At 66.3% G+C, this 22,180-nt stretch carries 21 protein-coding genes; 12 read left to right on the top strand and 9 right to left on the bottom strand.

The window, feature by feature from the left end; translation table 11 throughout:
* Nucleotides 1–203: 203 nt before the first annotated feature.
* The 8 genes from AC3EDY_RS11710 (at nt 204) to rsmA (ending at nt 9,732) form a co-directional block, all read left to right on the top strand.
* Nucleotides 204–1,823: a DUF262 domain-containing protein gene (locus AC3EDY_RS11710; protein WP_488572670.1), complete on the top strand. Its 1,620-nt coding sequence runs from the start codon at nt 204–206 to the stop codon at nt 1,821–1,823.
* A gap of 34 nt (nt 1,824–1,857) precedes the next feature.
* Nucleotides 1,858–2,619, top strand: coding sequence for a PIN-like domain-containing protein (locus AC3EDY_RS11705; RefSeq protein WP_488572669.1), 762 nt, complete (start codon nt 1,858–1,860; stop codon nt 2,617–2,619).
* Between the two features lie 410 nt (nt 2,620–3,029).
* Complete coding sequence (locus AC3EDY_RS11700; protein WP_488572668.1) at nt 3,030–3,380, top strand: DUF3147 family protein; 351 nt, start codon at nt 3,030–3,032, stop codon at nt 3,378–3,380.
* 130 nt (nt 3,381–3,510) lie between these two features.
* Nucleotides 3,511–4,839 carry an NAD(P)/FAD-dependent oxidoreductase gene (locus AC3EDY_RS11695; protein WP_488572667.1) on the top strand — a complete coding sequence of 443 codons (1,329 nt, stop codon included), beginning with the start codon at nt 3,511–3,513 and terminating at the stop codon, nt 4,837–4,839.
* Between the two features lie 27 nt (nt 4,840–4,866).
* Complete coding sequence (locus tag AC3EDY_RS11690) at nt 4,867–6,210, top strand: glutamine synthetase family protein (RefSeq protein ID WP_488572666.1); 1,344 nt, start codon at nt 4,867–4,869, stop codon at nt 6,208–6,210.
* Between the two features lie 254 nt (nt 6,211–6,464).
* Nucleotides 6,465–7,823, top strand: coding sequence for a peptidylprolyl isomerase (locus tag AC3EDY_RS11685; RefSeq protein WP_488572682.1), 1,359 nt, complete (start codon nt 6,465–6,467; stop codon nt 7,821–7,823).
* 86 nt (nt 7,824–7,909) lie between these two features.
* Nucleotides 7,910–8,911: a 4-hydroxythreonine-4-phosphate dehydrogenase PdxA gene (gene pdxA / locus AC3EDY_RS11680; protein ID WP_488572665.1), complete on the top strand. Its 1,002-nt coding sequence runs from the start codon at nt 7,910–7,912 to the stop codon at nt 8,909–8,911.
* On the top strand, nt 8,908–9,732 hold the full coding sequence (rsmA, locus tag AC3EDY_RS11675) for a 16S rRNA (adenine(1518)-N(6)/adenine(1519)-N(6))-dimethyltransferase RsmA (RefSeq protein ID WP_488572664.1): 825 nt from the start codon (nt 8,908–8,910) through the stop codon (nt 9,730–9,732). The genes pdxA and rsmA overlap by 4 nt, the downstream gene beginning before the upstream one ends.
* A 19-nt stretch (nt 9,733–9,751) precedes the next feature.
* Here the strand turns inward: rsmA and AC3EDY_RS11670 are convergent, their stop codons facing one another.
* The 3 genes from AC3EDY_RS11670 to tsaD are packed head-to-tail and all read right to left on the bottom strand — an operon-like array spanning nt 9,752 to nt 13,321.
* Nucleotides 9,752–11,275: a lipopolysaccharide biosynthesis protein gene (locus tag AC3EDY_RS11670; protein WP_488572663.1), complete on the bottom strand. Its 1,524-nt coding sequence runs from the start codon at nt 11,273–11,275 to the stop codon at nt 9,752–9,754.
* Nucleotides 11,268–12,272 carry an NAD(P)H-dependent glycerol-3-phosphate dehydrogenase gene (locus AC3EDY_RS11665; protein ID WP_488572662.1) on the bottom strand — a complete coding sequence of 335 codons (1,005 nt, stop codon included), beginning with the start codon at nt 12,270–12,272 and terminating at the stop codon, nt 11,268–11,270. Before AC3EDY_RS11665 ends, AC3EDY_RS11670 begins: the two co-directional genes overlap by 8 nt.
* Nucleotides 12,269–13,321, bottom strand: a complete 1,053-nt coding sequence (tsaD, locus tag AC3EDY_RS11660; protein WP_488572661.1) for a tRNA (adenosine(37)-N6)-threonylcarbamoyltransferase complex transferase subunit TsaD — start codon at nt 13,319–13,321, stop codon at nt 12,269–12,271. Before tsaD ends, AC3EDY_RS11665 begins: the two co-directional genes overlap by 4 nt.
* A 45-nt stretch (nt 13,322–13,366) precedes the next feature.
* Between tsaD and hemC the strand changes: the two genes are divergently transcribed.
* The 3 genes from hemC to AC3EDY_RS11645 all read left to right on the top strand — a co-directional run bounded on the left by hemC (nt 13,367) and on the right by AC3EDY_RS11645 (nt 15,960).
* Nucleotides 13,367–14,308, top strand: a complete 942-nt coding sequence (gene hemC, locus AC3EDY_RS11655; protein ID WP_488572660.1) for a hydroxymethylbilane synthase — start codon at nt 13,367–13,369, stop codon at nt 14,306–14,308.
* A gap of 4 nt (nt 14,309–14,312) precedes the next feature.
* Entirely contained in the window at nt 14,313–15,002 is a 690-nt protein-coding gene (locus AC3EDY_RS11650; protein ID WP_488572659.1) for a uroporphyrinogen-III synthase, read from the top strand.
* Nucleotides 15,003–15,093: 91 nt separating this feature from the next.
* The gene (locus tag AC3EDY_RS11645; protein WP_488572658.1) at nt 15,094–15,960 is read left to right on the top strand and encodes a hypothetical protein; all 867 of its coding nucleotides are present in this window, start codon (nt 15,094–15,096) and stop codon (nt 15,958–15,960) included.
* Nucleotides 15,961–15,963: 3 nt separating this feature from the next.
* Here the strand turns inward: AC3EDY_RS11645 and AC3EDY_RS11640 are convergent, their stop codons facing one another.
* The 6 genes from AC3EDY_RS11640 to ligR all read right to left on the bottom strand — a co-directional run bounded on the left by AC3EDY_RS11640 (nt 15,964) and on the right by ligR (nt 21,338).
* A complete protein-coding gene (locus tag AC3EDY_RS11640; RefSeq protein WP_488572657.1) occupies nt 15,964–16,908 on the bottom strand; it encodes a Gfo/Idh/MocA family oxidoreductase in 945 nt (314 codons plus the stop codon).
* Nucleotides 16,909–16,970: 62 nt separating this feature from the next.
* The gene (locus AC3EDY_RS11635) at nt 16,971–17,828 is read right to left on the bottom strand and encodes a class III extradiol dioxygenase subunit beta (protein WP_488572656.1); all 858 of its coding nucleotides are present in this window, start codon (nt 17,826–17,828) and stop codon (nt 16,971–16,973) included.
* 3 nt (nt 17,829–17,831) lie between these two features.
* Nucleotides 17,832–18,266 carry a protocatechuate 4,5-dioxygenase subunit alpha gene (gene ligA, locus AC3EDY_RS11630; RefSeq protein ID WP_488572655.1) on the bottom strand — a complete coding sequence of 145 codons (435 nt, stop codon included), beginning with the start codon at nt 18,264–18,266 and terminating at the stop codon, nt 17,832–17,834.
* The gene (locus tag AC3EDY_RS11625) at nt 18,263–19,288 is read right to left on the bottom strand and encodes an amidohydrolase family protein (protein ID WP_488572654.1); all 1,026 of its coding nucleotides are present in this window, start codon (nt 19,286–19,288) and stop codon (nt 18,263–18,265) included. The genes ligA and AC3EDY_RS11625 overlap by 4 nt, the downstream gene beginning before the upstream one ends.
* Complete coding sequence (locus tag AC3EDY_RS11620; RefSeq protein WP_488572653.1) at nt 19,285–20,109, bottom strand: NAD(P)-dependent oxidoreductase; 825 nt, start codon at nt 20,107–20,109, stop codon at nt 19,285–19,287. The genes AC3EDY_RS11625 and AC3EDY_RS11620 overlap by 4 nt, the downstream gene beginning before the upstream one ends.
* Before the next feature lie 62 nt (nt 20,110–20,171).
* A complete protein-coding gene (ligR, locus tag AC3EDY_RS11615) occupies nt 20,172–21,338 on the bottom strand; it encodes an aromatic metabolism transcription factor LigR (RefSeq protein WP_488572681.1) in 1,167 nt (388 codons plus the stop codon).
* Between the two features lie 121 nt (nt 21,339–21,459).
* Between ligR and ligK the strand changes: the two genes are divergently transcribed.
* The gene (gene ligK / locus AC3EDY_RS11610) at nt 21,460–22,134 is read left to right on the top strand and encodes a 4-carboxy-4-hydroxy-2-oxoadipate aldolase/oxaloacetate decarboxylase (protein ID WP_488572652.1); all 675 of its coding nucleotides are present in this window, start codon (nt 21,460–21,462) and stop codon (nt 22,132–22,134) included.
* Nucleotides 22,135–22,180: the final 46 nt, after the last annotated feature.

The following is a 22,180-nucleotide window of genomic DNA, read 5'->3' as shown; positions in this document are numbered from 1 at the left end:
CAAATCCTCGGATATCGGTCTCACCATGCCTGCTGGCCTCCTATCCAGCAAACAGGATGAATCAGATTTTCAGCGCCAAGGGAACCGCAAACGACTCTATCAGGTCGGATTATGCTCTAGCTTGGAATGCGCTTTAAGGCGGTATAACGATACCTCGCCTGGGAAATGATTTTCTGCTGAGTCGAGGTCGGGGGGGGGGTGAAGTGCATACACCGTTGAATGCGTCCGCGAGCAGTGCAGGCGCGCTGCTTTCCAACACCACCTTCGAGATCCCGCCATTTCAGCGCGAATATTCATGGGGAAGCGACGAAGTCAGCGATTTTTGGACCGACCTTCGTAACAATCTGGATTCAGAATCCTATTTTCTCGGCCTTATCATCTTGACTGACGGTCAAGAGGACGGCCGCAAATACGTGGTCGATGGTCAGCAACGTCTCATCACACTAACCCTGCTCGCAAACGCCATCTACCACGAAGCGTTGCGGCGCGATCGAAAGGCGCTTGCGGACCGAATCCAAGCCGATTTCATCCGCTGCATCGATTATGACTCCGACGACACCGACCCGAGAGTTCGCCTGTCCGATACGCGCGACGACGGGACACTACAGCACATTCTCGACAATGGCGTGTCACCAGAAATCGATGACGAAGATTCCGTCTCCGCCCGAATGGTGCAATCCTACAGTTATCTGACGAGAATGCTCAAAAAGGATCTCGCCGAGGATCCATTTAAGCGGCTAGGGAAATGGACGAAATTTCTCACCGAGCGTCTATACTTCGCTGTATTCAAACACCCCGACTCATCGTCGGCTTACCAAGTCTATGAAGTAATTAACACTCGCGGCAAGGAATTGACCACTGCCGACCTGCTGAAGAACTATGTTCTCAGTCAGACCGCCGAGAATCAGCGATCCGCGCGCTATGCGGAATGGCAAGGTATTCAGCGACGGTTTGCCGACGAGGGCACCAATAACTTTGTTCAATTCATCCGTCACGCGGTCACGGTCGAAGCCGGGCACATTCTGCCTAAAGACCTGTTCGGTTTTCTCGCGAACCGCACGCCCATGGCAGGTAAGGATCCGCCCTCGCCGAACGAACTCATGGAGATTCTGAAACGTCAGCTCCCTCTCTATCTTCAAATGATTGATCCTAGCCTGGATGGGCCGGCCGAGCCGGAGGCGCTAGCCGTATTCCAAGCGTTGAACAGCCTCGGTGTGATTGCGGTGCGGCCGCTTCTGCTTGCCATCGCTGCCGTTCCCGATCCACTGATGGGCATGCAATACGTGCTTCAACTCGTCGTACGTCGCATCATCGTTGGCAACCTAGGCACCGGCAACGTCGAACGCCGGCTGGGTGAGGCAGCCCGAAAAATCGCCGAAGAAGGTCGCTGGGATTCCGTCGTATCCGATCTGCGGGATCTCAATCCCGCCCGGGATGACTTCGTCAACCAGCTGACCAAGCGCTCTTTCAACAAAGGCGTTCTGTCATTCATGCGCCGATCAGTCTTGCAGGGGGCAATGACGCCGGAGGTGAAGGGCAATCTGCATTTCATCTGGACGCGTCAGGCTGCCAATTGGAACGAAATTAGCGAGGAGGACGGCGCCTATTGGGCATCGACTTTTGGTAACACTTTTCTCGCTGATGTCGATCGTCGGCCTAAGGGGATCGAAGATTGGGGAGATTTCCAGGCTAGGTTGCTGCCGGACGCTATCGATGGTGAGTGGTGCGATCGCTTGAAAGAAGTGGAAGACTGGGATGCGGGGGCGATTGAGGAAATTGGGGGAGAGTTGGCAGAGACTGCGGGACACATTTGGTACCCGTGACGACGCGCTGAACGAGCGTCTCGAGGTCGAAATTATGGCGGTACTGAGTCGCGAACGCCCCATCGAGGCGCTCGCGGCATTGGCACACGCTTATCGGCCCGAACCCAAGGAGGTGAGCCTTGGCCGTTCAGCGATCGCGCTCGATTCCAGCGTGTTCCTCCGCCTCGGTACGCAAGAGGGTGTCATCGACTACCTTGGCGCCAGCCACCCGGCCCCCATTGTGCTGCCGGGTCAGTCCATCCAAGAGTTCTGGAACAACAATCTCAACGCAGCAGAGTCGATCGCGAGCGGTATAAGTAAGAAGTTCGACGCGCTCAAAGCCGAGATTGAGAAAGTTGACTCGACCTTTGGCAACTTTTCGGCGCAGTTCAAAACGCTGTTGGACGAGTTCCGAGAGTCGTTCGGTTACGCCTATGACGGCGGGACCGTTCGGCGCACAACTTCATTGTTCGAGGTTCTTAAGTCCAAGGCGGTGGTCTCGTATGTGTCGCGGCAGCGGTTTGCCGCGATGGCCGAATCCCGGAACAAGACCAAAACTCCGCCAGGGTTCAAGGACACCGGAGACGGGGATTTCTTCATTTGGCTCGACCTACTTAAAGCGCTTCTACTGACGAAGGACCGAGGATCGAAGTTCGACCGCGTTGTGCTCGTGACAAACGACAAAAAAGTTGATTGGAGCAGGGAGGGTATTCCCCACCCAATATTGAGTGCCGAGTTAAAAGCGCTTGTTGGGGTTCCGCTCGAAACTTGGACTTTGGACAGGCTCGTTCGTGAAGTCGCCGCATTCACTGAGTGACTTCGTTCGGAGTGGCGGCGAGATCGGGGAAAAACGGCCTTGCGTCACTCGGAATCAAGCCCAGCGCGCCAAAGCGACGAAGGGCAGATATTCCATTCTTGGCGGCTAATAGCTGTCAGTCTGAACCCGGCCCAATCCCAGACCCTCTCGGTGTAAACGAGATGCTCTACCGTTAACGTCTGCTTCTTAGCTGATCGATGTACATCCCGAACGTCCGGACACGGCCCAAGTTCTGTCTTACTTGAACGCCGGCTGGGCTAACGTTGAACATCGGCTTCTGACGAAAGCTGCCGTTCAACATGTCGCGCGAGAACGACAGCCCCGCCCCAATCCTCCCCATTCCAGTCAGCGCCAAATTCGGCCAGGCATCGCTATGCAAGCAGGCGCGCCTGCCGTAACATCGGCGCGCCATGTTGCAGCTTGCCCTCAAGGCCGCCATTTCCGGCGTGCTGGTCGCCACCGCGTCCACGCTTGCCCGGCGCTATCCCGGCTTTGGCGCGCTGATCGCCTCGCTGCCGCTGGTATCGGTTATGGGCATGATCTGGCTGTGGCAGGATCGCCCCGACGCGGAAAACATGGCTGCCCATGCCGGGGCCACGTTCTGGTATGTGCTGCCCTCGCTGCCGATGTTCCTGCTGATCCCCGCGCTCTTGCGGCACGGTGCCGGCTTCTGGCCCGCGCTCGTCGCCGGTTGCGCGCTGACGATCGCGCTCTATGGCTCGATGGTCTGGATCGGCCCGAAATGGGGCCTGCCGCTTTGACCGATGCGATAGCCTGAAGCACCCCCTCTTCAGAAGAGGGGGTTGGGGATGGTGGGCACCGCACCAACGCCCGCAAAACGCCCGCCCTCTCGCTTGTCGCCCCGGCTGGCATAGGATAGCATCGCCGGCAATGTTGACGCCTCGATCCATCGAGCGGGCAGGACCAACCGGCGAGGATGTGCGGGCCTATCCGCCATCCTATTACGCCGCCACCATCCATGCGCCCTTTGCCGGCGCGTCGCTGGATCAGGATGTGCGGGCCGATGCCTGCATCATCGGCGGGGGCTACACAGGTCTGGGTGCCGCGTTGCGGCTGGCGGAGGCCGGGCGTTCGGTCGTTCTGCTGGAAAGCGGGCCGGTGGGCTGGGGTGCGTCTGGGCGCAACGGCGGGCAGGTGCATCCGGGCTGGAACAAGGACCAGCACTGGCTGGCGCGCCGATTGGGCAGGGAAGGCGCCGCTGCGATGTGGCGCATGGCCCGCGCCGCGCGCGATGATCTCGACCGTCTGATCGCCCACGATCCCGACCATTGCGATTTCCGCCCCGGGCTGGTCCATGCCGATCACAAGCCCGGCCTGGTGGCGCAGACCCACGAACACGTGCGCTTCATGCGACAGGACTATGGCCACGATACGCTGACACCGCTGGGCCGCGACGATATCCGCGCGCTTGTCGCCAGCGACAGCTATCATGGCGGCAGCCTGGACATGGCCGGCGGTCATCTCCATCCGCTGAAGCTGGCGCTGGCGATGGCGCGTGCGGCAAGGGAGGCCGGTGCGACGATCCACCCCCGCAGCCGCTGCACCGGAATTGTCGCCGATGGCCAGGGCTGGCGCGTGCAGACGGCGGGCGGCTGCGTACGCGCGGGCCAGGTGCTGGTGGCGACCGGCGGCTATGCCCGGGGGCTGGTGCCGGCGGCCGATGCGCATGTGCTGCCGATCAACAACTTCATCGCCGCCACGGCGCCGCTGGGGGCGGAACGGGCCGCGGCCTTGATCCCGGGCGGCCAGGCCGTTTCGGACTCGCGCTTCGTCGTCTACTACTTTCGCCTGACGCCCGATCACCGCCTGCTGTTTGGCGGGGGGGAGCGCTATTCCTATCGCCTGCCGGCCGATATCGCCACTTTCGTGCGGCCCCACATGCGCCGGGTGTTTCCGCAACTCGCCGATGTGCCGATCGACCATGCCTGGGGCGGCACGCTGTCGATAACCCCGCACCGCCTGCCCCATGCCGCGCAAATGGCGCCGGGGCTCTGGTCGCTGAGCGGTTTTTCCGGGCTTGGCGTGGTGCTGGCGCCATGGCTCGGCGCCGAAATCGGTGCGGCGATGGCGGGGCTGCCCGCGCCCGCGCTCGACCTGGTCGGCCGCCTGCCCGCCCCGCGCTTTCCCGGGGGCACGTTGCTGCGCTGGCCGACGATGGCGGCCGCCATGACCTTCTTTGCACTGCGCGACCGCCTCTGACACCTCCTTTCCCGATTGGACGATCCCATGACCGAAGCTTTTGCCGACTGGATCCGCGAAAAACGCATCAGCGAGGTCGAGTGCCTCGTTCCCGATATCAACGGCGTGGTGCGCGGCAAGGTCTGGCCGGCCGACAAGTTCATCGCCTCGGTCGGAAACCGGAGCCTGCGCCTGCCTTCTTCGGTCTTTTCCGTGACGATCACCGGTGCCTATGCCGATACCGACGAAGACGATTTCCTCTATCGCGATCCCGACGTCACGCTTCTGCCCGATATCCGGTCGATCTGCGTGGCGCCCGGTTTCCGCACCCCCACGGCCTTCGTCGTCGCCGATGCGCTGCACCGCGATGGCAGCGCGTTCGAGATCGCGCCGCGCTATGTGCTCAAGCGCATGCTCGATAAATATGCAGCGATGGGCTGGCAGATGGTCGTCGCGCCCGAACTTGAATTCTACCTGACCGAAGTCAATTCCGATCCCGATCTGCCGATCCAGCCGCCCCGCGGCCGCTCGGGCCGCGCGGAAAGCTCGCCCCAGCCCTATGGCCTGGAATCGGTGACCGAATACGAAGACATCATCGAGGAAATCTACGACAATTCCGAAGTCGCCTCGCTCCAGCTCGACACGATGATCCACGAAAGCGGCACCGCGCAGCTGGAAATCAACTTCAACCATGGCGATCCGGTGGCGTTGTGCGACCAGGTGCTGATCTTCAAGCGCATCGTACGGCAGGTGGCGCTCAAGCACGGGGTCTATGCCACGTTCATGGCCAAGCCGATGGAAAGCCAGCCGGGCAGCGCCATGCACCTGCACGTTTCCGCCGTGGACGGCAGCGGGCAGAACCTTTTCGGGACGCAGGAGGGCTTGACGCAGGAATTCCGCTGGTTCGTCGGCGGGCTGCAGCGCTATCTGCCCGAGGTGGTCCCGCTGTTCGCGCCCAACGTCAATTCCTTCCGCCGCATCCGCCCGGCCCACAGCGCGCCGATCAACGTGCAATGGGGGCTCGACAACCGCAGTTGCGGGCTGCGCATCCCGGTCAGCTCGCCGCGCAACACGCGGATCGAAAACCGCCTGCCCGGCGCCGATGCCAACCCCTATATCGCGATCGCCGCAACGCTTGCCTGCGGCTACATCGGCGTGCACGAGCGGATCGAGCCGCTGCCGCTGATGACCCGCAATGCCTATGACGAAGACCGCACCCTGCCACGCAATCTCGATGCCGCGCTCAAGCAGATGATCGATTGTCGCCCGGTGATTGACCTGCTGGGCGAACAGTTCATCAAGGCTTTCTACGAAATCAAGCTCAACGAGCTGGCCGCCTATGACGAGGTGATCTCGTCGTGGGAACGCGATCACCTCCTGCTCAAGGCCTGACCGGCCAGGAAATGGAACGAACCCGTTCCATTCGCGGCTGTGCTCCGCGCGAATCCCGCCATGGGCCGCCTGCCGCGCGAAGTTTTCCCCGGGCCGGCCAATTCCGGCGTTGCATTCCCGTCCGCTTGCCGCCACTCAGCGTGGGTTAAACCGGGGGGCTGCACGCCCGGGCGGTCGTAATAAATCGCATACTGCATGCCTGACAGGAAGTTCGCATCGTCATGAAGTCCATCAACCGGCTGTCTTCTCATCGGATGCGCCGTCTGGCTGGCCGGGCCGCTCTGGCACTGGGTCTGGCCGCCACCGCCGCCTTGCCTGTGGCGGGCAGCCTTGCCCTGGCGCAGACCGCCGGCGGCGCGCCCGATGCTTCGGGCCAGCTCAATATTCCGGCCAATGTGCAGATCTTCGGCAAAAGCGATCCCAACATGCGGCGGGCCACGGCCATCATCAATGGCGAAATCCTGACCGGCACCGACATCGACCAGCGCCTGGCGCTGATCGTCAATGCCAACGGCGGCAAGATTTCGGCCGAAGAGCAGGAACGCCTGCGCCTTCAGGTGCTGCGCAACCTGATCGACGAAACGCTGGAAATCCAGGAAGCCAAGTCCGCCGGCGTCGATGTCGATGACGAGGAGGTCAACCAGACCTACGAGCGCGTGGCCCAGCAGAACTTCGGCCAGAACACCGCCGCGCTCGACAAGTATCTCCTGTCCATCGGCTCTTCGTCGGCGTCGCTCAAGCGGCAGATCCGCGGCGAACTGTCGTGGCAGCGCCTGCTGCGCCGCAACGTGCAGCCGTTCATCAACGTGTCCGACGGCGAAGTGCGCGAAATGATGGATCGCCTCAAGGCCGCCAAGGGCACCGAGGAATACCGGATCGGCGAAATCTATCTTTCCGCCAACGATCAGAACCGCGCCCAGGTCATGGCCAATGCCAATCAGATCGTGGAACAGTTGAAGAAGGGCGGCAGCTTCGTGGCTTATGCCCGCCAGTATTCCGAAGCCTCGACCGCGGCCGTGGGCGGCGATCTCGGCTGGATCCGGCTGGCCCAGTTGCCCCAGGACCTGGCCAATGTCGCCGCTTCGATGCAGTCCGGCCAGCTGGCCGGGCCGATCGACATACCCGGTGGCTTTTCGATCCTCTACCTGATCGACAAGCGCCAGGTGCTCACCGCCGATCCCCGCGATGCCTTGCTCAGCCTCAAGCAGATGTCGCTGCTGTTTCCCAAGGGCACGACGGAAAAGGATGCGGCGGCCAAGGCGGCCACTTTCGCGTCCACCGTCAAGACCATCCGCGGCTGCGGCGAGGTCGATGCGGCGGCCGCGCGGATCGGCGCCTCGGTCGTCACCAACGACCAGGTCAAAGTGCGTGACCTGCCGGGCGCTCTGCAGGATACGATACTCAAGCTTTCGGTCGGCGAAGCGACGCCGCCGTTCGGCTCGATCGAGGACGGCGTGCGCGTGCTGATGCTGTGCGGGCGCGACGATCCGAAAGTGGCGGACGGCCCGAGCTTCGAGGAAATGCAGTCGCAGATGGAAGACGACCGCGTCAACAAGCGCGCGCAAACCTATCTGCGCGACCTGCGCCGCGATGCGGTGATCGAGTATAACTAGGCCGTGATGGCGGCCCCGGCCAACCCTATCCGAACCCGCGACATCGCCCCTACCGCCCGCGCGCAAAGCCCTGTAACCCGAATGCCATGAACCCCATTGCCATCTCTCAGGGCGATCCCGCCGGCATTGGCCCGGAACTGATCGCGGCGGCGTGGATCCTGCGCGGCATGGCGCGGCTCCAGCCGTTCGTGGCGGTGGGCAGCCGCCGCGTACTGGACGAGGCGGCGCGGCACCGGGGGCTCGACGTGCCGGTGCGGTCGGTCCGTACGCTCGAAGAGGCGCTCGCCACGTTCGACCATGCCCTGCCCGTGCTCGATCTGGGCGAAGCGGCCTATACGCCGGGCGCGCCGACCGACGAAGGGGCGCAGATCGCGCTTCATGCCCTCGACGTTGCCACGCAATTGACGGTCGCGGGTGAAACCTCGGCCCTGGTGACGGCCCCCGTTTCCAAGGCAAGGCTGGCAAGCGTGGGCTTCAATCATCCCGGGCAGACCGAATTCGTCGGCCAGGTCAGCGGCGTTGCCCCGGAGGATGCGGTCATGATGCTGGCCGGGCCTTCGCTCAAGGTCGTGCCGGTGACAGTGCATGTGCCGCTGAACGCCGTTTCCGGCCTGATCACGGCAGACCTGATCGTCCGCCGCAGCCTGATCGCCGCCCATGCCCTGGCACGCGATTTCGGCATTGCCAACCCGCGCCTGGCGGTGGCCGGCCTCAATCCCCATGCCGGCGAGGACGGGCGCATGGGGCACGAGGACCAGACCCACATCCGCCCGGCGATCACCGCGTTGCAGGGTGCGGGCATTGCCGCCCACGGCCCGCTGCCCGCCGATACGATGTTCCACGCCCAGGCCCGCGCCACTTATGACGTGGCCATCTGCATGTATCACGACCAGGCACTTATACCATTGAAAGTGCTGGATTTCGATGACGGGGTGAATGTTACCCTGGGCCTGCCGATCGTGCGCACGTCACCCGATCACGGCACGGCGTTCGGCATTGCCGGCACCCGCCAGGCCCGGCCGGGGCCGATAATGGCGGCCATTCGCATGGCCGGCGCCTGCGCCGCCCGGCGCGCCGCCACGGCATGAGCGGGCCGGACCTTCCGCCCCTTCGCGACGTCGTCAACCGCCACGGGCTGCTCGCCACAAAAGCGCTGGGCCAGAATTTCCTGTTCGACGAACAGCTTCTGGCACGCATCGCCGCCATTCCCGGGCCGCTGGCAGATGCCCATGTGCTGGAAGTTGGCCCCGGCCCCGGCGGGCTGACCCGCGCGCTGCTGCGCGCCGGCGCGCGCGTCACCGCGATCGAGATGGACCGGCGCTGCCTGCCCGCGCTGGCCGAACTGGCAGCGGCGTTTCCCGGTCGGCTGCGCGTGATCGAAGGCGATGCCACCAGGATCGATCCCGCTACCCTGTTCGACGCGCCGTGGCACGTGGTGGCCAACCTGCCCTATAACGTGGGCACCATGCTGTTCACCGGCTGGCTTTCCGGGCAGGCCTGGCCGCCGCCCTGGCTTTCGCTGACGCTGATGTTCCAGTTGGAAGTGGCCGAACGCATCGTCGCGGGCGCGGGCAGCGACGCCTATGGCCGGCTGGCGATCCTTTCGCAATGGCGCGCGCGCCCGCGCCTTGCCATGAAAGTGCATCGCAGCGCGTTCACGCCACCGCCCAAGGTCATGTCGGCCGTAATCCACGTGACGCCCGGCGCCATGCCCGACGGCGTTTCCGCGCGTATGCTGGAACGCGTGACCGAGGCGGCGTTTGGCCAGCGGCGCAAGATGTTGCGCCAGTCGCTCAAAGGCCTACCCGGCGCGCTCGACGCGCTGGCGGCACTGGGGATCGACCCCGCCCGCCGCGCCGAAACCCTGGCCGTTGCCGAATTCGTGGCGATCGCCCGCGCGCTGACCTGATAAAACGGAACGGTTCCGTTCAATTCTGCTGTTTGCGGAACAGCACCCGGTCTTCCGGGCCGAAGCCGCACCGCCAGATGACCAGGCCATAGACGCCAAGGATGGCCGGAACGCCCAGCCCGACTTCGATCCATTCGGGCAGGAGCCGCGCCAGCAGGCCCACGCCCACTGCCGGTGCGGCTGCCCAGACCAGCGCCCAGCGCCAGTTGCTGATCCTGTGCCCCAGGATACGGCCCAGCAGGCGGGACTTGAGCAGCGAGGCAAGGCCCAGCGACAGGACCAGCGCCAGGGCCGCGCCCATCGCTTCGACCATGCCGCCGCAGCCCAGTTCGCGCGCGGCGAGAATGAATGTAACGGTGAGCCCGGCCTGCAGCGCGATCGTGCCCAGGCTGATCCACCAGTTGCGCAGCCGGGCGACATAGATCAGCGCCGCTTCGCTGACCACGGCGGGCGCCGCCACCACTTCGGCCGCCAGCAGCAGCGCCAGCGCGCCCGTGCCGGCCACGAAGTTCGGCCCGAACAGGCCCATCACGCCTTTGCCAGGCAGGCCCAGCGCGAGGGCGATCCCGGCCTGCGCCGCGGTGATCCAGAAACCCACCTGGCAGACCTGGCGGGCAATCGCGCCATAGTTCTTTTCGCGCAGGTTGCGGGTGATCACCGGCCCCAGAATCGGTTCGAAACTGGTCTTGAGTTTTTGCGGCAGCGTGACGACCTGCTGCGCCACGTAATAGATGCCCACCGCCGTTGCCGGGGCAAAAGTGCCCAGAATGAACAGATCGAGCTTGCGCGTGCCCCATTCCACCACGTCGGCCCCGGCCAACGGCAGGTTGCGCCGGGCCAGGCCCAGCAGCTTGGCCGGTTGCAGCCGCCACTGGCGCGGCAGGCCATAGCTTTTGAGCAAGGGCACGAACGCCGTGGCCATCGCCGCGACCATGGCCAGCCCATAGGCGATGATCAGCCCGCTTTCGCGCAGCGGCGCCCACCACCACGGCCCCACCAGCCACAGCGCGCCCGCCGCCAGCGACTGAGTCCAGGGTTCGACCACCGCGCGGGCACGCACCGTGGCGCCCACGTCAAAGCGATAGGCCAAGGCCGCCAAAGCCAGATCCCCCAATGCGCGGGGCAGGATCGCCAGGGGCAACAGGCGGTCGACCGGGCTGTAATCGCCGCTCGGGAACATCAGCACCGGCACCAGCCACAATAGCCCCGCACACAGCGCCGAAATCAGCGCCGAAAGCAGCAGCGCATCGGCCACCGTGCTGGCATCGGCGCGATCTTCCCTGGACAATTGCTGGGCCAGCCCGCGCTTCTGCCCCAGCGTGGCGAGCTGCGCGGCCAGTTCGACCACCAGCGTGGCCGAGGCATAGCGCCCCAGCGTGGCCGCGCCATAAAGCCGCCCGGCGATGAACAGGAACGGCACGCTGGCCGCCAGGCGCAGCACGAACCCGAAGATATTGGTGCGCCCGCCCTTGGCCAGGGCTGCGATATCGGCCCGTTCGGCCTGTGCGCCGTCGGCGTTTGCGGATCGGGAAGCGTCAGGCAAGCGGGCGTTCCGCGCGCAATGGCCGGGCCAGCAGGCTGGCGACCACATCGCGCGCCGGGGCCTGACCGTTGACCAGAGTGACGACCGCGTCGACCAGCGGCATGGCAATTCCCCTCTCCCGGGCAAGATCGGCCAGCACAGGCGCGGTATAGGCGCCTTCGGCCACGGTATTGCGGCCCGATAGCGCCTGATCCGCGCTTTGCCCTTGGCCCAGCGCCTTGCCCAGCGAAAAGTTCCGGCTTGCCTGCGAAGAGCAGGTGAGCACGAGATCGCCCAGCCCGGAAAGCCCGGACAGCGTTTCGGCCTGCGCGCCCATGGCCAGGCCAAACCGCTGCATTTCGGCAAAGCCCCGGCTGATCAGCGCGGCGCGGGCATTCTGTCCCAGGCCCAGCCCATCGACCACGCCGCAGGCGATGGCCAGAACGTTTTTCACCGCGCCGCCGATTTCCGCGCCGATCACGTCGGCGGAGTAATAGGGACGGAACGTGGGCCGCGCGATCGCCGGCGCCAGGCGCTGCCACTGCGCTTCGCCACCCGAACAGGCCAACGTCACCGCCGTGGGCAGGCCGGCGGCGACTTCGTGCGCAAACGTCGGTCCGGAAAGCACCGCCACCTGCGCGCCCGGCGCGGCGGCGGCGGCAACATCGGCCATCAGGCGGCCGGTGCCCGCCTCGATCCCCTTGGCGCAAAGCACCAGATCGCCGGCATAGTCTGGCAGGCCAGCCATTACCGGGCCCAGAACCTGCGCCGGCGTGACCCACAACAGCACGGGCAGTGCCGCCATGGCTGCCAGATCGGCACTGGCCACGATCGACGGTGTCAGGGCCACGCCGGGCAGATAGATGGGATTGCGGCGATCGCGGTTGATCGAGCGGACAAGATCGGCCTCGCGCGCCCAGAGCGCCACCGCACGCCCGTCGCTCGCGAGCATTTGCGCCAGCGCGGTGCCCCAGGCGCCCGCGCCGATCACGCCGATGGCCGGGGCCGGCGCGCTCATGCCTTGACCCCCGCGCCGCGAACCGGCGCGGCATCACCATCGAGCGGCCAGCGTGGCCGGGCGGGCAGATCGAGCGGATCGGCCTGGCCAAGGGCAAACCGTTCGGCGCCGGCCCAGCCGATCATCGCCGCATTGTCGGTACACAGGTGAACCGGCGGCGCCACCAGCGGCAAGCGGGCCTCTGCCGCAAGGGTTTCGAGCGCACCGCGCAGCGCGGCATTGGCCGCGACGCCGCCCGCCACGACAAGGGCCGTCATGCCCGGCGCGCATTCGCCCAGCGCGCGGCGCGTGCGGTCGATCACGCAATCGATCGCGGCCGCCTGGAACGAGGCTGCCAGATCGGCGATGGCATAAAGCCCCGCAGCATGAGCGCGCAGCACCGCGCTTTTGAGACCGGCGAACGAGAAATGCGGTTCCGCGCTGCCGACCAGCGGGCGCGGCAGCGGCACCGCCCGGGGATTGCCCTCCCGCGCCAGCCGTTCGACCGCGGGGCCGCCGGGATAGCCCAGCCCGAGGACTTTGGCGGTCTTGTCGAACGCTTCGCCGAGCGCGTCGTCGATCGTGGTCGCAAGGCGCCGATAACGGCCGAGCCCCTGCACTTCCAGGATCTGGCAATGCCCGCCCGAAACCAGGAGCAGGCAGTAGGGATAGGCCAGCGCCGGATCGGCCAGGCGCGGGGACAGCGCGTGCCCTTCAAGATGGTTGATGCCGATCAGCGGCTTGCCGCCAGCCATGGCCAGCGCCTTGCCGGTGACAAGGCCGACCATGACCCCGCCGATCAGCCCCGGCCCGGCCGTGGCGGCAATGGCGTCCATGTCATCGAGCGCGAGGCCGGCATCGGCCAGGGTTGCCGCCACCATCGACGCGATCACGTCGGCATGGGCACGCGCGGCGATTTCGGGCACCACGCCGCCGAAGGGCCGGTGCGCGTCATCTTGCGAAGCGATACGCTGCGCCACGATGCGGGTGGCAAGCGTGGGCGCGCTGCCGTCGATAACGGCAACGGCGGTTTCGTCACACGAGGATTCGATGCCAAGGATCAGGGCCATGCGGAGCTTCCCCTTAGAGATAATCCCGTTTACGGCAAGCCGCGCATGAACCATCCGCTGCAAACACCGGCCCGGCCGTTGCGCCTGGGCACTCGCCGCTCTCCCCTTGCCATGGCCCAGGCGCACGAAGCGCGCGCGCGCCTGTGCGCGGCCCATGGCTGGCCGGATAGCGCGGTGGAGCTCTGCCCGCAGGTGGCGAGCGGAGATCGCATCCAGGATCGCCCCCTGGCCGAAATCGGCGGCAAGGCGCTGTGGACCAAGGAACTGGACGCGGCCCTTCTCGACGGCGCGATCGACTTCGCCGTTCATTCGATGAAAGACGTGGAAACCGTGCGCCCCGCCGCTCTCGCCATCGCCGCCGTGCTGCCCCGGGCCGACGTGCGCGACGTGCTGGTCGGCGCGGCCAGCGTGGCGGCGATCCCCCAGGGCGCGCGCGTGGGGACCAGCGCGCCGCGCCGCGCCGCGCAGATGCTGCACGCACGACCCGATCTGGCGATCGTTTCGTTTCGCGGCAACGTTGCCACCCGCCTGGCCAGGTTGCAGGCGGGCGAGGCCGACGTGACTCTGCTGGCGGCCGCCGGGCTGCAGCGCCTGGGCGAAACCGGGGTTGGCCACGTGCTGCCGGCAGAGGAATGGCTGCCCGCCCCCGCGCAAGGGGCGATCGGCATCGAATGCCTGGCCGCGCGGACCGATCTGCGCGCGCTGCTGGCGGCGGTCGATCATGCGCCCAGCCATGCCGCGGTCCGCGCCGAGCGAGCGCTGCTGCTGGGCCTGGGCGGCACCTGCCACAGCCCGATCGCCGTGTTGACCACGGCGGTGGACGGCGATCTCGTCTTGCGGGCGGCATTGTTCAGCCCCGATGGCGGATTGCGCGTGGAAGACGGCGCGCGCTTTGGCGCCGATGACGGGGACGCGCCGCGCCGCCTGGCCGAGCGGTTGCTGGGCCAGGCCCCCGAAGGCATCAGCGCCTTTTTCCGCGGGGGCTAAGGCCATGCGCCCGCTGCTGATCGTGCGGCCCGAACCGGGCAACGCCGCCAGCGTCGCGGCCGCGCGGGCCATGGGCCTTACCGCGCTCGGCGCGCCGCTGTTCGCGGTGACGGCCGTGCCGTGGCGGGCGCCCGATCCGGCAGGCTATGCCGCGATCCTGGCAGGCAGCGCAAACCTGTTCCGGCTGGGCGGGGCGGAACTGGCCCGGCTGGCGGCCCTGCCGGTAATAGCAGTGGGCACGGAAACAGCGCGGGCGGCGCAGCAGGCCGGCTTTGCCGTCGCACGCGCGGGTGCTGCCGCCGATACGGGCGGCCTGGCGGCAGCGGTACGCGACCTGGCCCCCGGGCGCTATCTGCGCCTCTCGGGGGCCGATCCCGTGCCGTTGACCCTGTCGCCGGGCGTCACTGTCGAAACCATCGGCGTCTATGCCGCGCAGCCCTTGCCCCTGGCACCGGCGGCGCAGGCCCTGCTGCGCGCGCCCTGCGTGGTGGCGCTCCATTCCGGCGAGGCGGCGCGGCACTTTGCCGCCGAGTGCGCCCGGCTGGGCCTGCCGCGCGCGGGCGCGGCGCTGGCGTGCCTGGCGCCGCGGATCGCCGCCATGGCCGGTGATGGCTGGCAAACGCTTGAAATCGCTGCGTCGCGCAGCGATCAACCATTGCTGGCGCTGGCCCGGCAAATGTGCCAGAACCTGTGACTTCGGGGACACGGACAAGCGAAAACAGCGAATGCAGGACATGGCATACGGACAAACCCTTCCACCGCGTCGCCGTGGAGGCGGACGGTTGGTGGTGGGCTTGGTCCTGATCCTGATCGTGATTGCGGCACTTGGCGGCGCGGGCCTGTGGCTTGCCGCCCGCGAGGGCTGGCTGCGGCTGGATATCGGCACTTTTTCCAGCGCCAGCAGCGAAGTACCTGCCGATGTCGCATCCGAAGCGGTGGTGGCCGCGGCGAGCAGTGCCGCCAGCGATGCCCTGATCGCCACGGCATCGGCCAAGGTTTCCGCGCTGGAGCAGCGTCTGGCCGAATTGAACCAGCAGGCCAATGCCGCGGCCGGCCAGGCCGGGCGTGCCGAGGCCCTGCTGGTGGCCTTCGCGGCGCGCCGGGCAATCGAGCGCGGACAGCCGCTGGGCATTCTGGAAAACCAGCTGCGCGTGCGTTTTGGCGCGACGCAGGCCGGCGCGGTGGATCGCGTGATCGCGGCTGCGGCGCACCCCGTGACGCTGGGCACGCTGGCGGAAGAATTCGCCGGGATCGAACCGCAACTGACGGGCAAGGCGCCACAGGGCAATACCTGGGACTGGGTTTCGGGGCAGATCGCGGGCCTTTTCGTGATCCGGCACGACGAAGGACCCGATGCCACGCCCGAAGCGCGGCGCAACCATGCCCGCCTGGCTTTGACCGGCGGCCGGGTGGAAGCGGCGATCAGCGACGTGGAACACATGCCGGGCAGAGAAGCCGCCACCGAATGGCTGGCCCATGCCCGCGACTGGGTGGCGGCGCAGCGCGCGCTCGATCAGCTGGAAACGGCTGCGATGGTGCTGCCCGTGCCGCAGCCCGCGCCGATGCCGGCGCCGGACACGCCAACCCCGCAGGCCGATGCGGCCGGCCAGGCTCGGCCAGCCGCATTCATCCCGGCGCGATCCGTGCGCTGAGCCCTAGCCGGCGGCGAGCTGGGTTTCCAGTTCGCCCAGCACGCGATAGCAATCAAGCACTTTGCCGACCGAGCTGTTGGGTTCGCGCCCTTCGCGGATCGCCGCGACGAATTCGCGGTCCTGCAGTTCGATGCCGTTCATCGACACATCGACATGGCTCACGTCGATCGGCTCTTCCTTGCCGTTCACCAGATCGTCGTAGCGCGCGATGTAAGTGGCGGTATCGCCGATATAGCGGAAGAACGTGCCCAGCGGCCCATCGTTGTTGAACGACAGCGAAAGCGTGCAGATCGCGCCGGTTTCGCTCTTGAGCTGGATCGACATGTCCATGGCGATGCCGAGTTCGGGATGGATCGGACCCTCGATGGCGTTGGCCTTGACGATGCGACCCGCCTGATAGGCAAACAGGTCCACCGTGTGGGCGGCGTGGTGCCACAGCAGATGATCGGTCCACGAGCGCGGCTCGCCCTTGGCATTCATGTTCTTGCGGCGGAAGAAATAGGTCTGCACGTCCATCTGCTGAACGGCGAATTCGCCCGCCTTGATCCTGTTGTGCACATATTGGTGCGAGGGGTTGAAGCGGCGGGTGTGGCCGACCATGCAGACAAGACCGGTTTCCCGGCTCTTGGCCTCCACGGCCTGCGCATCGGCCCAACTGTCGGCAAGGGGAATTTCCACCTGGACGTGCTTGCCCGCGTCCATGCAGGCGATCGCCTGCGCCGCGTGCATCTGCGTGGGCGTGCACAGGATCACCGCGTCAACATCGGGCCGGGCCAGCGCCTCTTCCAGTTCGGTGCCGGAATGGCGCGCGCCATATCTGGCGGCAACCGCGGCGGCCTGTTCGGCCCGGCGGCTGATCACCGAAACGATTTCGACGCCGTCGATATTCTTGAGTCCATCAAGGTGCTTTTCGCCAAAGGCGCCGGCACCGGCCAGAGCAATGCGCATGGGGTGGTTCCTGGTTGATCCGGTTCCCGCTGGCGGGAAGGACGGGTTTGTGAGCCTTTGCCTTATACCGGCGCGGTTTCCTGATCGGGGGCCAGCACGATGTGGCCGATCGCGGTGTTGGAGCAGGGAATGTGGTAATGCCGGTGCAGCAGGCGGGTCTTTGCCCCCAGCGCGCCCCGCATGATCAGCCACATGACCATCTCGATCCCTTCCGAGCCGGTTTCGCGCAGATATTCGATATGGGGAATCCAGCGCGCTTCGTCGGTTTCGCCGATCATCAGATCGAGGAACCGGTTGTCCCATTCGCGATTGAGCAGCCCGGCGCGCATGCCCTGAAGCTGGTGGCTCATGCCGCCCGTGCCCCAGATCTGCACGTTGAGATCTTCGGGAAAGCTCTCGACCGCGCGCGCGATGGCTTCGCCCAGCGCCCAGCAGCGGTTGCCCGAGGGCACGGGATACGTGACGACATTGACCGCCAGCGGGATGATCCTAGCCGGCCAGGCCGCGGGCTGGCCGAACATCATCGACAGCGGAACGGTCAACCCGTGGTCGACATCCATCTCGTTGATGATGGTCATGTCGAACTCGTCGAGGATCAGGCTTTGCGCGATATGCCAGGCCAGATCGGGGTGGCCTTCCACGTCGGGCACCGGGCGCGGCCCCCAGCCCTCGTCGGCGGGCTTGTAGCGCTCGCCGCAGCCGATCGCGAACGTCGGCACGATCTTCATGTCGAAAGCCGATGCGTGATCGTTGTAGACCAGGATCACCACATCGGGCTGCTGCTCCTTTTCCCACTGCCGGGTCCATTCGTAACCGGCAAAGATCGGACCGAAATAATCGTCGCCGGTCTTGCCCTGGTCCACTGCCACGCCCAGCAGCGGCACGTGGCTGGAGCCGACGCCTGCGGTGATCCGCGCCATGGCTCAATACCCTCCCTTGATCGAGCGGTTGCCTTCGGGCCGGCGCCCGCCATCGAGCATCATCTGCCGGTATTCCGGCCAGGTCATTCCGGTCATCGTCGAAACGGCCTCGGCAAAAGGCAGGCCATCGGTGGAAAACAGCTTGGACAGGAAATAGATATTGCCGCCCAGATCGAGCAGGGCGTTGTAATCGCGGGCCAGCAGCGCCTGCTTGGCCTCTTCGCCAAGCGGCCATTCGTCAAGATAGGCGCGCTCGTCGGCCTTGAAGCGTTCGCGGTTCTCCGCCTTCATCAGGCTCATCGCGAACTGGTTGATATGATAGCCTTTGCGCGCACGAGCGGCGGTATAGACGCGGGTGCCGGGAATATCCTCAAACTCGGCCAGATAGGCATGGATATCCAGCGGCTTGCCATTCGGCGTGGGCCGGGTGCCGGTCACAGTCCTCTCTCCCTGAGCATGGCGTCGAGACGCGGGAAAACGCGGCGGGCATTGCCTTCGAAAATCGCACGGCGCTGCTCGGCGGTGATAGGCAGCGCATCGATATAGCGCTTGGTATCGTCGAAATGGTGGCCGGTGGTGGGATCGATGCCGCGCACCGCACCGACCATTTCCGAACCGAACAGAATGTTCTTGGTTTCGATGACTTCGGCCAGAAGATTGATCCCCGGCTGATGATAGACGCAGGTATCGAAGAACACGTTGTTCATCAGATGCCCGTCGAGCGCGGGCTTTTTCAGCATGTCGGCCAGGCCGCGATAACGCCCCCAGTGATAGGGCACCGCGCCGCCGCCATGGGGAATGATGAAGCGCAGGGTGGGAAAGCGGCCGAACAGATCGCCTTCCAGCAATTGCATGAACGCGATGGAATCGGCGGCGATGTAATAGGCGCCGGTGGCATGCATCGCCGGGTTGCAGCTGCCCGAAACGTGGATCATCGCCGGCACGTCGAGTTCCACCATCTTTTCGTAGAAGGGGAACCAGAACGGGTCGGTCAGCGGCGGATGCCGGAAGTGGCCGCCGCCGGGATCGGGATTGAGATTGCAGCCGATGAAGCCCAGCTGCGTGACGCAGCGCTCAAGCTCGGCGATCGAGCTCGTCATGTCCGCCTCGGGCGATTGCGGCAGCATGCACACGCCGGCGAAGGTTTCAGGATAGAGCGATACGACGCGCGCAATCAGATCGTTGCACGCCCGGGCCCAGGGCACGGCCACGCGCTGATCCCCCACGTGCGGGGCCATGGCGCTGGCGCGGGGGGAGAAGATCGTCATGTCCGCGCCGCGTTCCTTGAGCAAGCGCAGCTGGTTGGCCTCTATCGTCTCGCGAATCTCGTCGTCGGATATGGCCGGATAGGGCGGGGTCGCCTCGCCCGCCTTGAACGCCGCCTTCTGCGCCTCGCGCCACGTCTCGTGGGCCTTGGGCAGCACGGTGTAATGGCCGTGGCAATCGATGATCATAGTCATTCGGCCGGTTCCTTGAAGTGGGTATCGAACGCGATCGCATGGCCCGCCTGCTGGCGCTGCCGGGCCACGGTGCCGCGGGTCATCAGCGGTTCGACGCCCAGCGCCGCGAGAGTTTTCGCCGATTCTTCCATCTCGGCGGCGCGGCGCGCGCCATGGGTCACCATGCGCTCGATATTGTAGGCCGCACGGGCGAACCAGCTTTCGGCCCTGTCGCTGGCATCGAGCGAGGACAGCACTTCCTCCACAACGCCCGCCCTGGTCGCGGCCAGCATCATTTCGGCGGTCAGCGCCTCGATCCCCTTGACCATGACCGAGCGGATCATCTTGATCGCGCTGGCGCGGCCCACCTCTTCCCCAACCGGGCGCACATTGGTGAAGCCGGCGGCGCGCAAGGCCCCGGCAGCCTCGGTCGCGGCCGGGCCGGAAACCAGCAGCGGCACGTTGAGCCGCGCGGGGTTGACCGGGGCAAGCACCGCGACATCGACATAGCGTGCGCCGGCGGCCTCCACCGCCCGGGCGGCGGCGCGCTTGGTCTCGGGCGCCACCGAATTCATGTCGCAGAACAGCGCATCGGGGACGAGCAGGCCGGCATAGTCCTGCGCCACGGCAAGCGCCGCGTCGGCCGTTACCAGGCAGAGCACAAGCCCCGCCCCGGCAAGCGCGCTGTCAGCCGTGGCGGCCGCGACGATCCCGGCCTCTTCCATCGCCACGCGGCGCGCGGGATCAATATCGAAAGCCTGGGCGGCCGATTCCCATCCGGCTGCCTTGGCAAAAGTCGATCCGGCCTCACCGAAGCCGATCAGGGCAAGCGTGCTCTCCATGCGGCACCTGTTGCGGCGGGCCGGCACGGCATACAAATGCAAAGAGCGCGCAAGGCATAAATTTATGCGAAGCCTTTGGTGGCCACATCGCGCAGCAGGGCCACGAACGCGGCTTGCGGCGCGGTAGGACGCCAACCGGCGCGGTGGATGATGCCGATCGTGCGGCACACCGGCACGGGGGTTGGCCGCGTGGCCAAAAGGCCGCTGTCGAGCTCGACCGCCAGCTGCGCGCGGCTGAGCAGCGCAAGCGCGTCAGACCCCACCAGCAACTGGCGGACAGTGAGCACCGAGCCGCATTCGATGCCCACGTGCGGTGGAGCCTGGCCCGTCGCACTGCGCATCATCGCTTCCCAGTAATGGCGGAGCGGGGTGCCATGGCCGGGCAGGATCCAGGGATAGGCAAGCAGGGCCGCCGGATCGAGCGGCACGGCGGGATCGGCCAGCGGATGCGCGGCGCGCATGACCAGCGCGGGGCGATCCTCGAACACAGGTTCCTGCACCAGATCGTCGAGCGCGCCGGCATCGCGCACCGCGCCGAGCATGAAATCGATCTCGCCATCGCGCAGCGGGCCGGCCAGTTCGGCATGGCTGCCCTCCACCACCGCCACATCGACCCCGGGGTGCGTGGCGATGAAGCGCAGCAGCGTTTCAGGCAGCCAGCGCGCGCGCGACAGAGGCATGGCGCCGATCACCACGCGGCCGGCGGCCTTGCCCTGCCAGGCCGCCACTTCGGCCAGGCCGCTGCGCAATTCGGCCATGGCCAGGCCGAAACCGCGCGCGCGCCGTGCCCCGGCCGGGGTGAGCAGCACGGTGCGCCCACGCCGGTCGATCAGGCGCTGGCCCAGAGCCACGCCCAGATCGGCCACGGCGCGATGCAGCGAGGCGGCCGAGAGCCCTGTATCCTGCGCCGCGCCGGCATAGGAACCGGCGCGCGCCAGAGCCAGAAAAGCGCGCAACTGCGTGCCGGTGACCCGGGGTGAGCCGATGTGTTCGATCGCCGCTTCGGCGCGCGGCGCCAGCAGGCGGGCCGGTTCCGTCGCGGTCATTCCCCCGGCACCGCGTTCGAACAGCCCGCAGCCCAGGTCTGCCTCGAGCCGGGCGATAGCCTGGGTCAGCGCGGGTTGGGTCAGATTCACGGCGCGGGCCGCGCGGGTGAGGCTGCCATGACGCACGGTGGCGGCAAGCGCGGCGAAATGACGGATATTGAGCACGGGATCGGGGCGAGCCATCGGCACAGACTTAGCATTTCCTTATGGCACATGCCAAACATTGCATTTGGCGCCGCCCGGCCCCGGTTCCAAATGCTGCGCGTCAGGCCGAAGCGGCCAACCAGCAAGGGAGACATGCGCCATGTCGGGTATCGTCGTGCAGAACATCGAACGGGCCGACAGCGCCGTCATCGACGGGCTCGCCGCCTGCGGCGTCGCCACGGTGCACGAAGCGCAGGGGCGTACCGGCCTTCTGGCAAGCTACATGCGCCCGATCTATCGCGGCGCGCGCGTCGCCGGATCGGCCGTGACGATCAGCGCCCCGCCCGGCGACAACTGGATGGTCCATGTGGCGATCGAGCAATTGCAGGACGGCGACATCCTGCTGCTGGCGCCGACCTCACCCTGCGAGGATGGCTATTTCGGCGATCTGCTGGCCACCTCTGCCCAAGCGCGTGGCTGCCGCGGGCTGGTGATCGATGCCGGCGTGCGCGACGTGCGCGATCTGACCGAGATGCAATTCCCCGTCTGGTCCAAGGCGATCTGTGCGCAAGGGACAGTCAAGAACACGCTGGGCAGTGTCAACGTACCGGTGGTCTGCGCCAATTGCGCAGTCAATCCCGGTGACGTGATCGTGGCCGACGACGATGGCGTGGTGGTGGTGCCGCGGGCGAAAGCGGCCGAGGTGCTGGCCGCCGCCCAGGCACGCGAGGCCAACGAAGGCGAAAAGCGGGAAAAGCTTGCTGCCGGCGTGCTGGGGCTCGACATGTACAAGATGCGCGAGCGGCTCGCGAAGGAAGGGCTGCGGTACGTTTGAAGCGGCGCATCGATAAGCCCGTCCTCTGCGACGACGAGGGGGGGAT

The organism is Novosphingobium sp. DS6-6 (genome assembly GCF_057784975.1).
The sequence above is the reverse complement of the archived record's forward strand: the minus strand, read 5'-3'. Positions and strand labels throughout refer to the sequence as shown.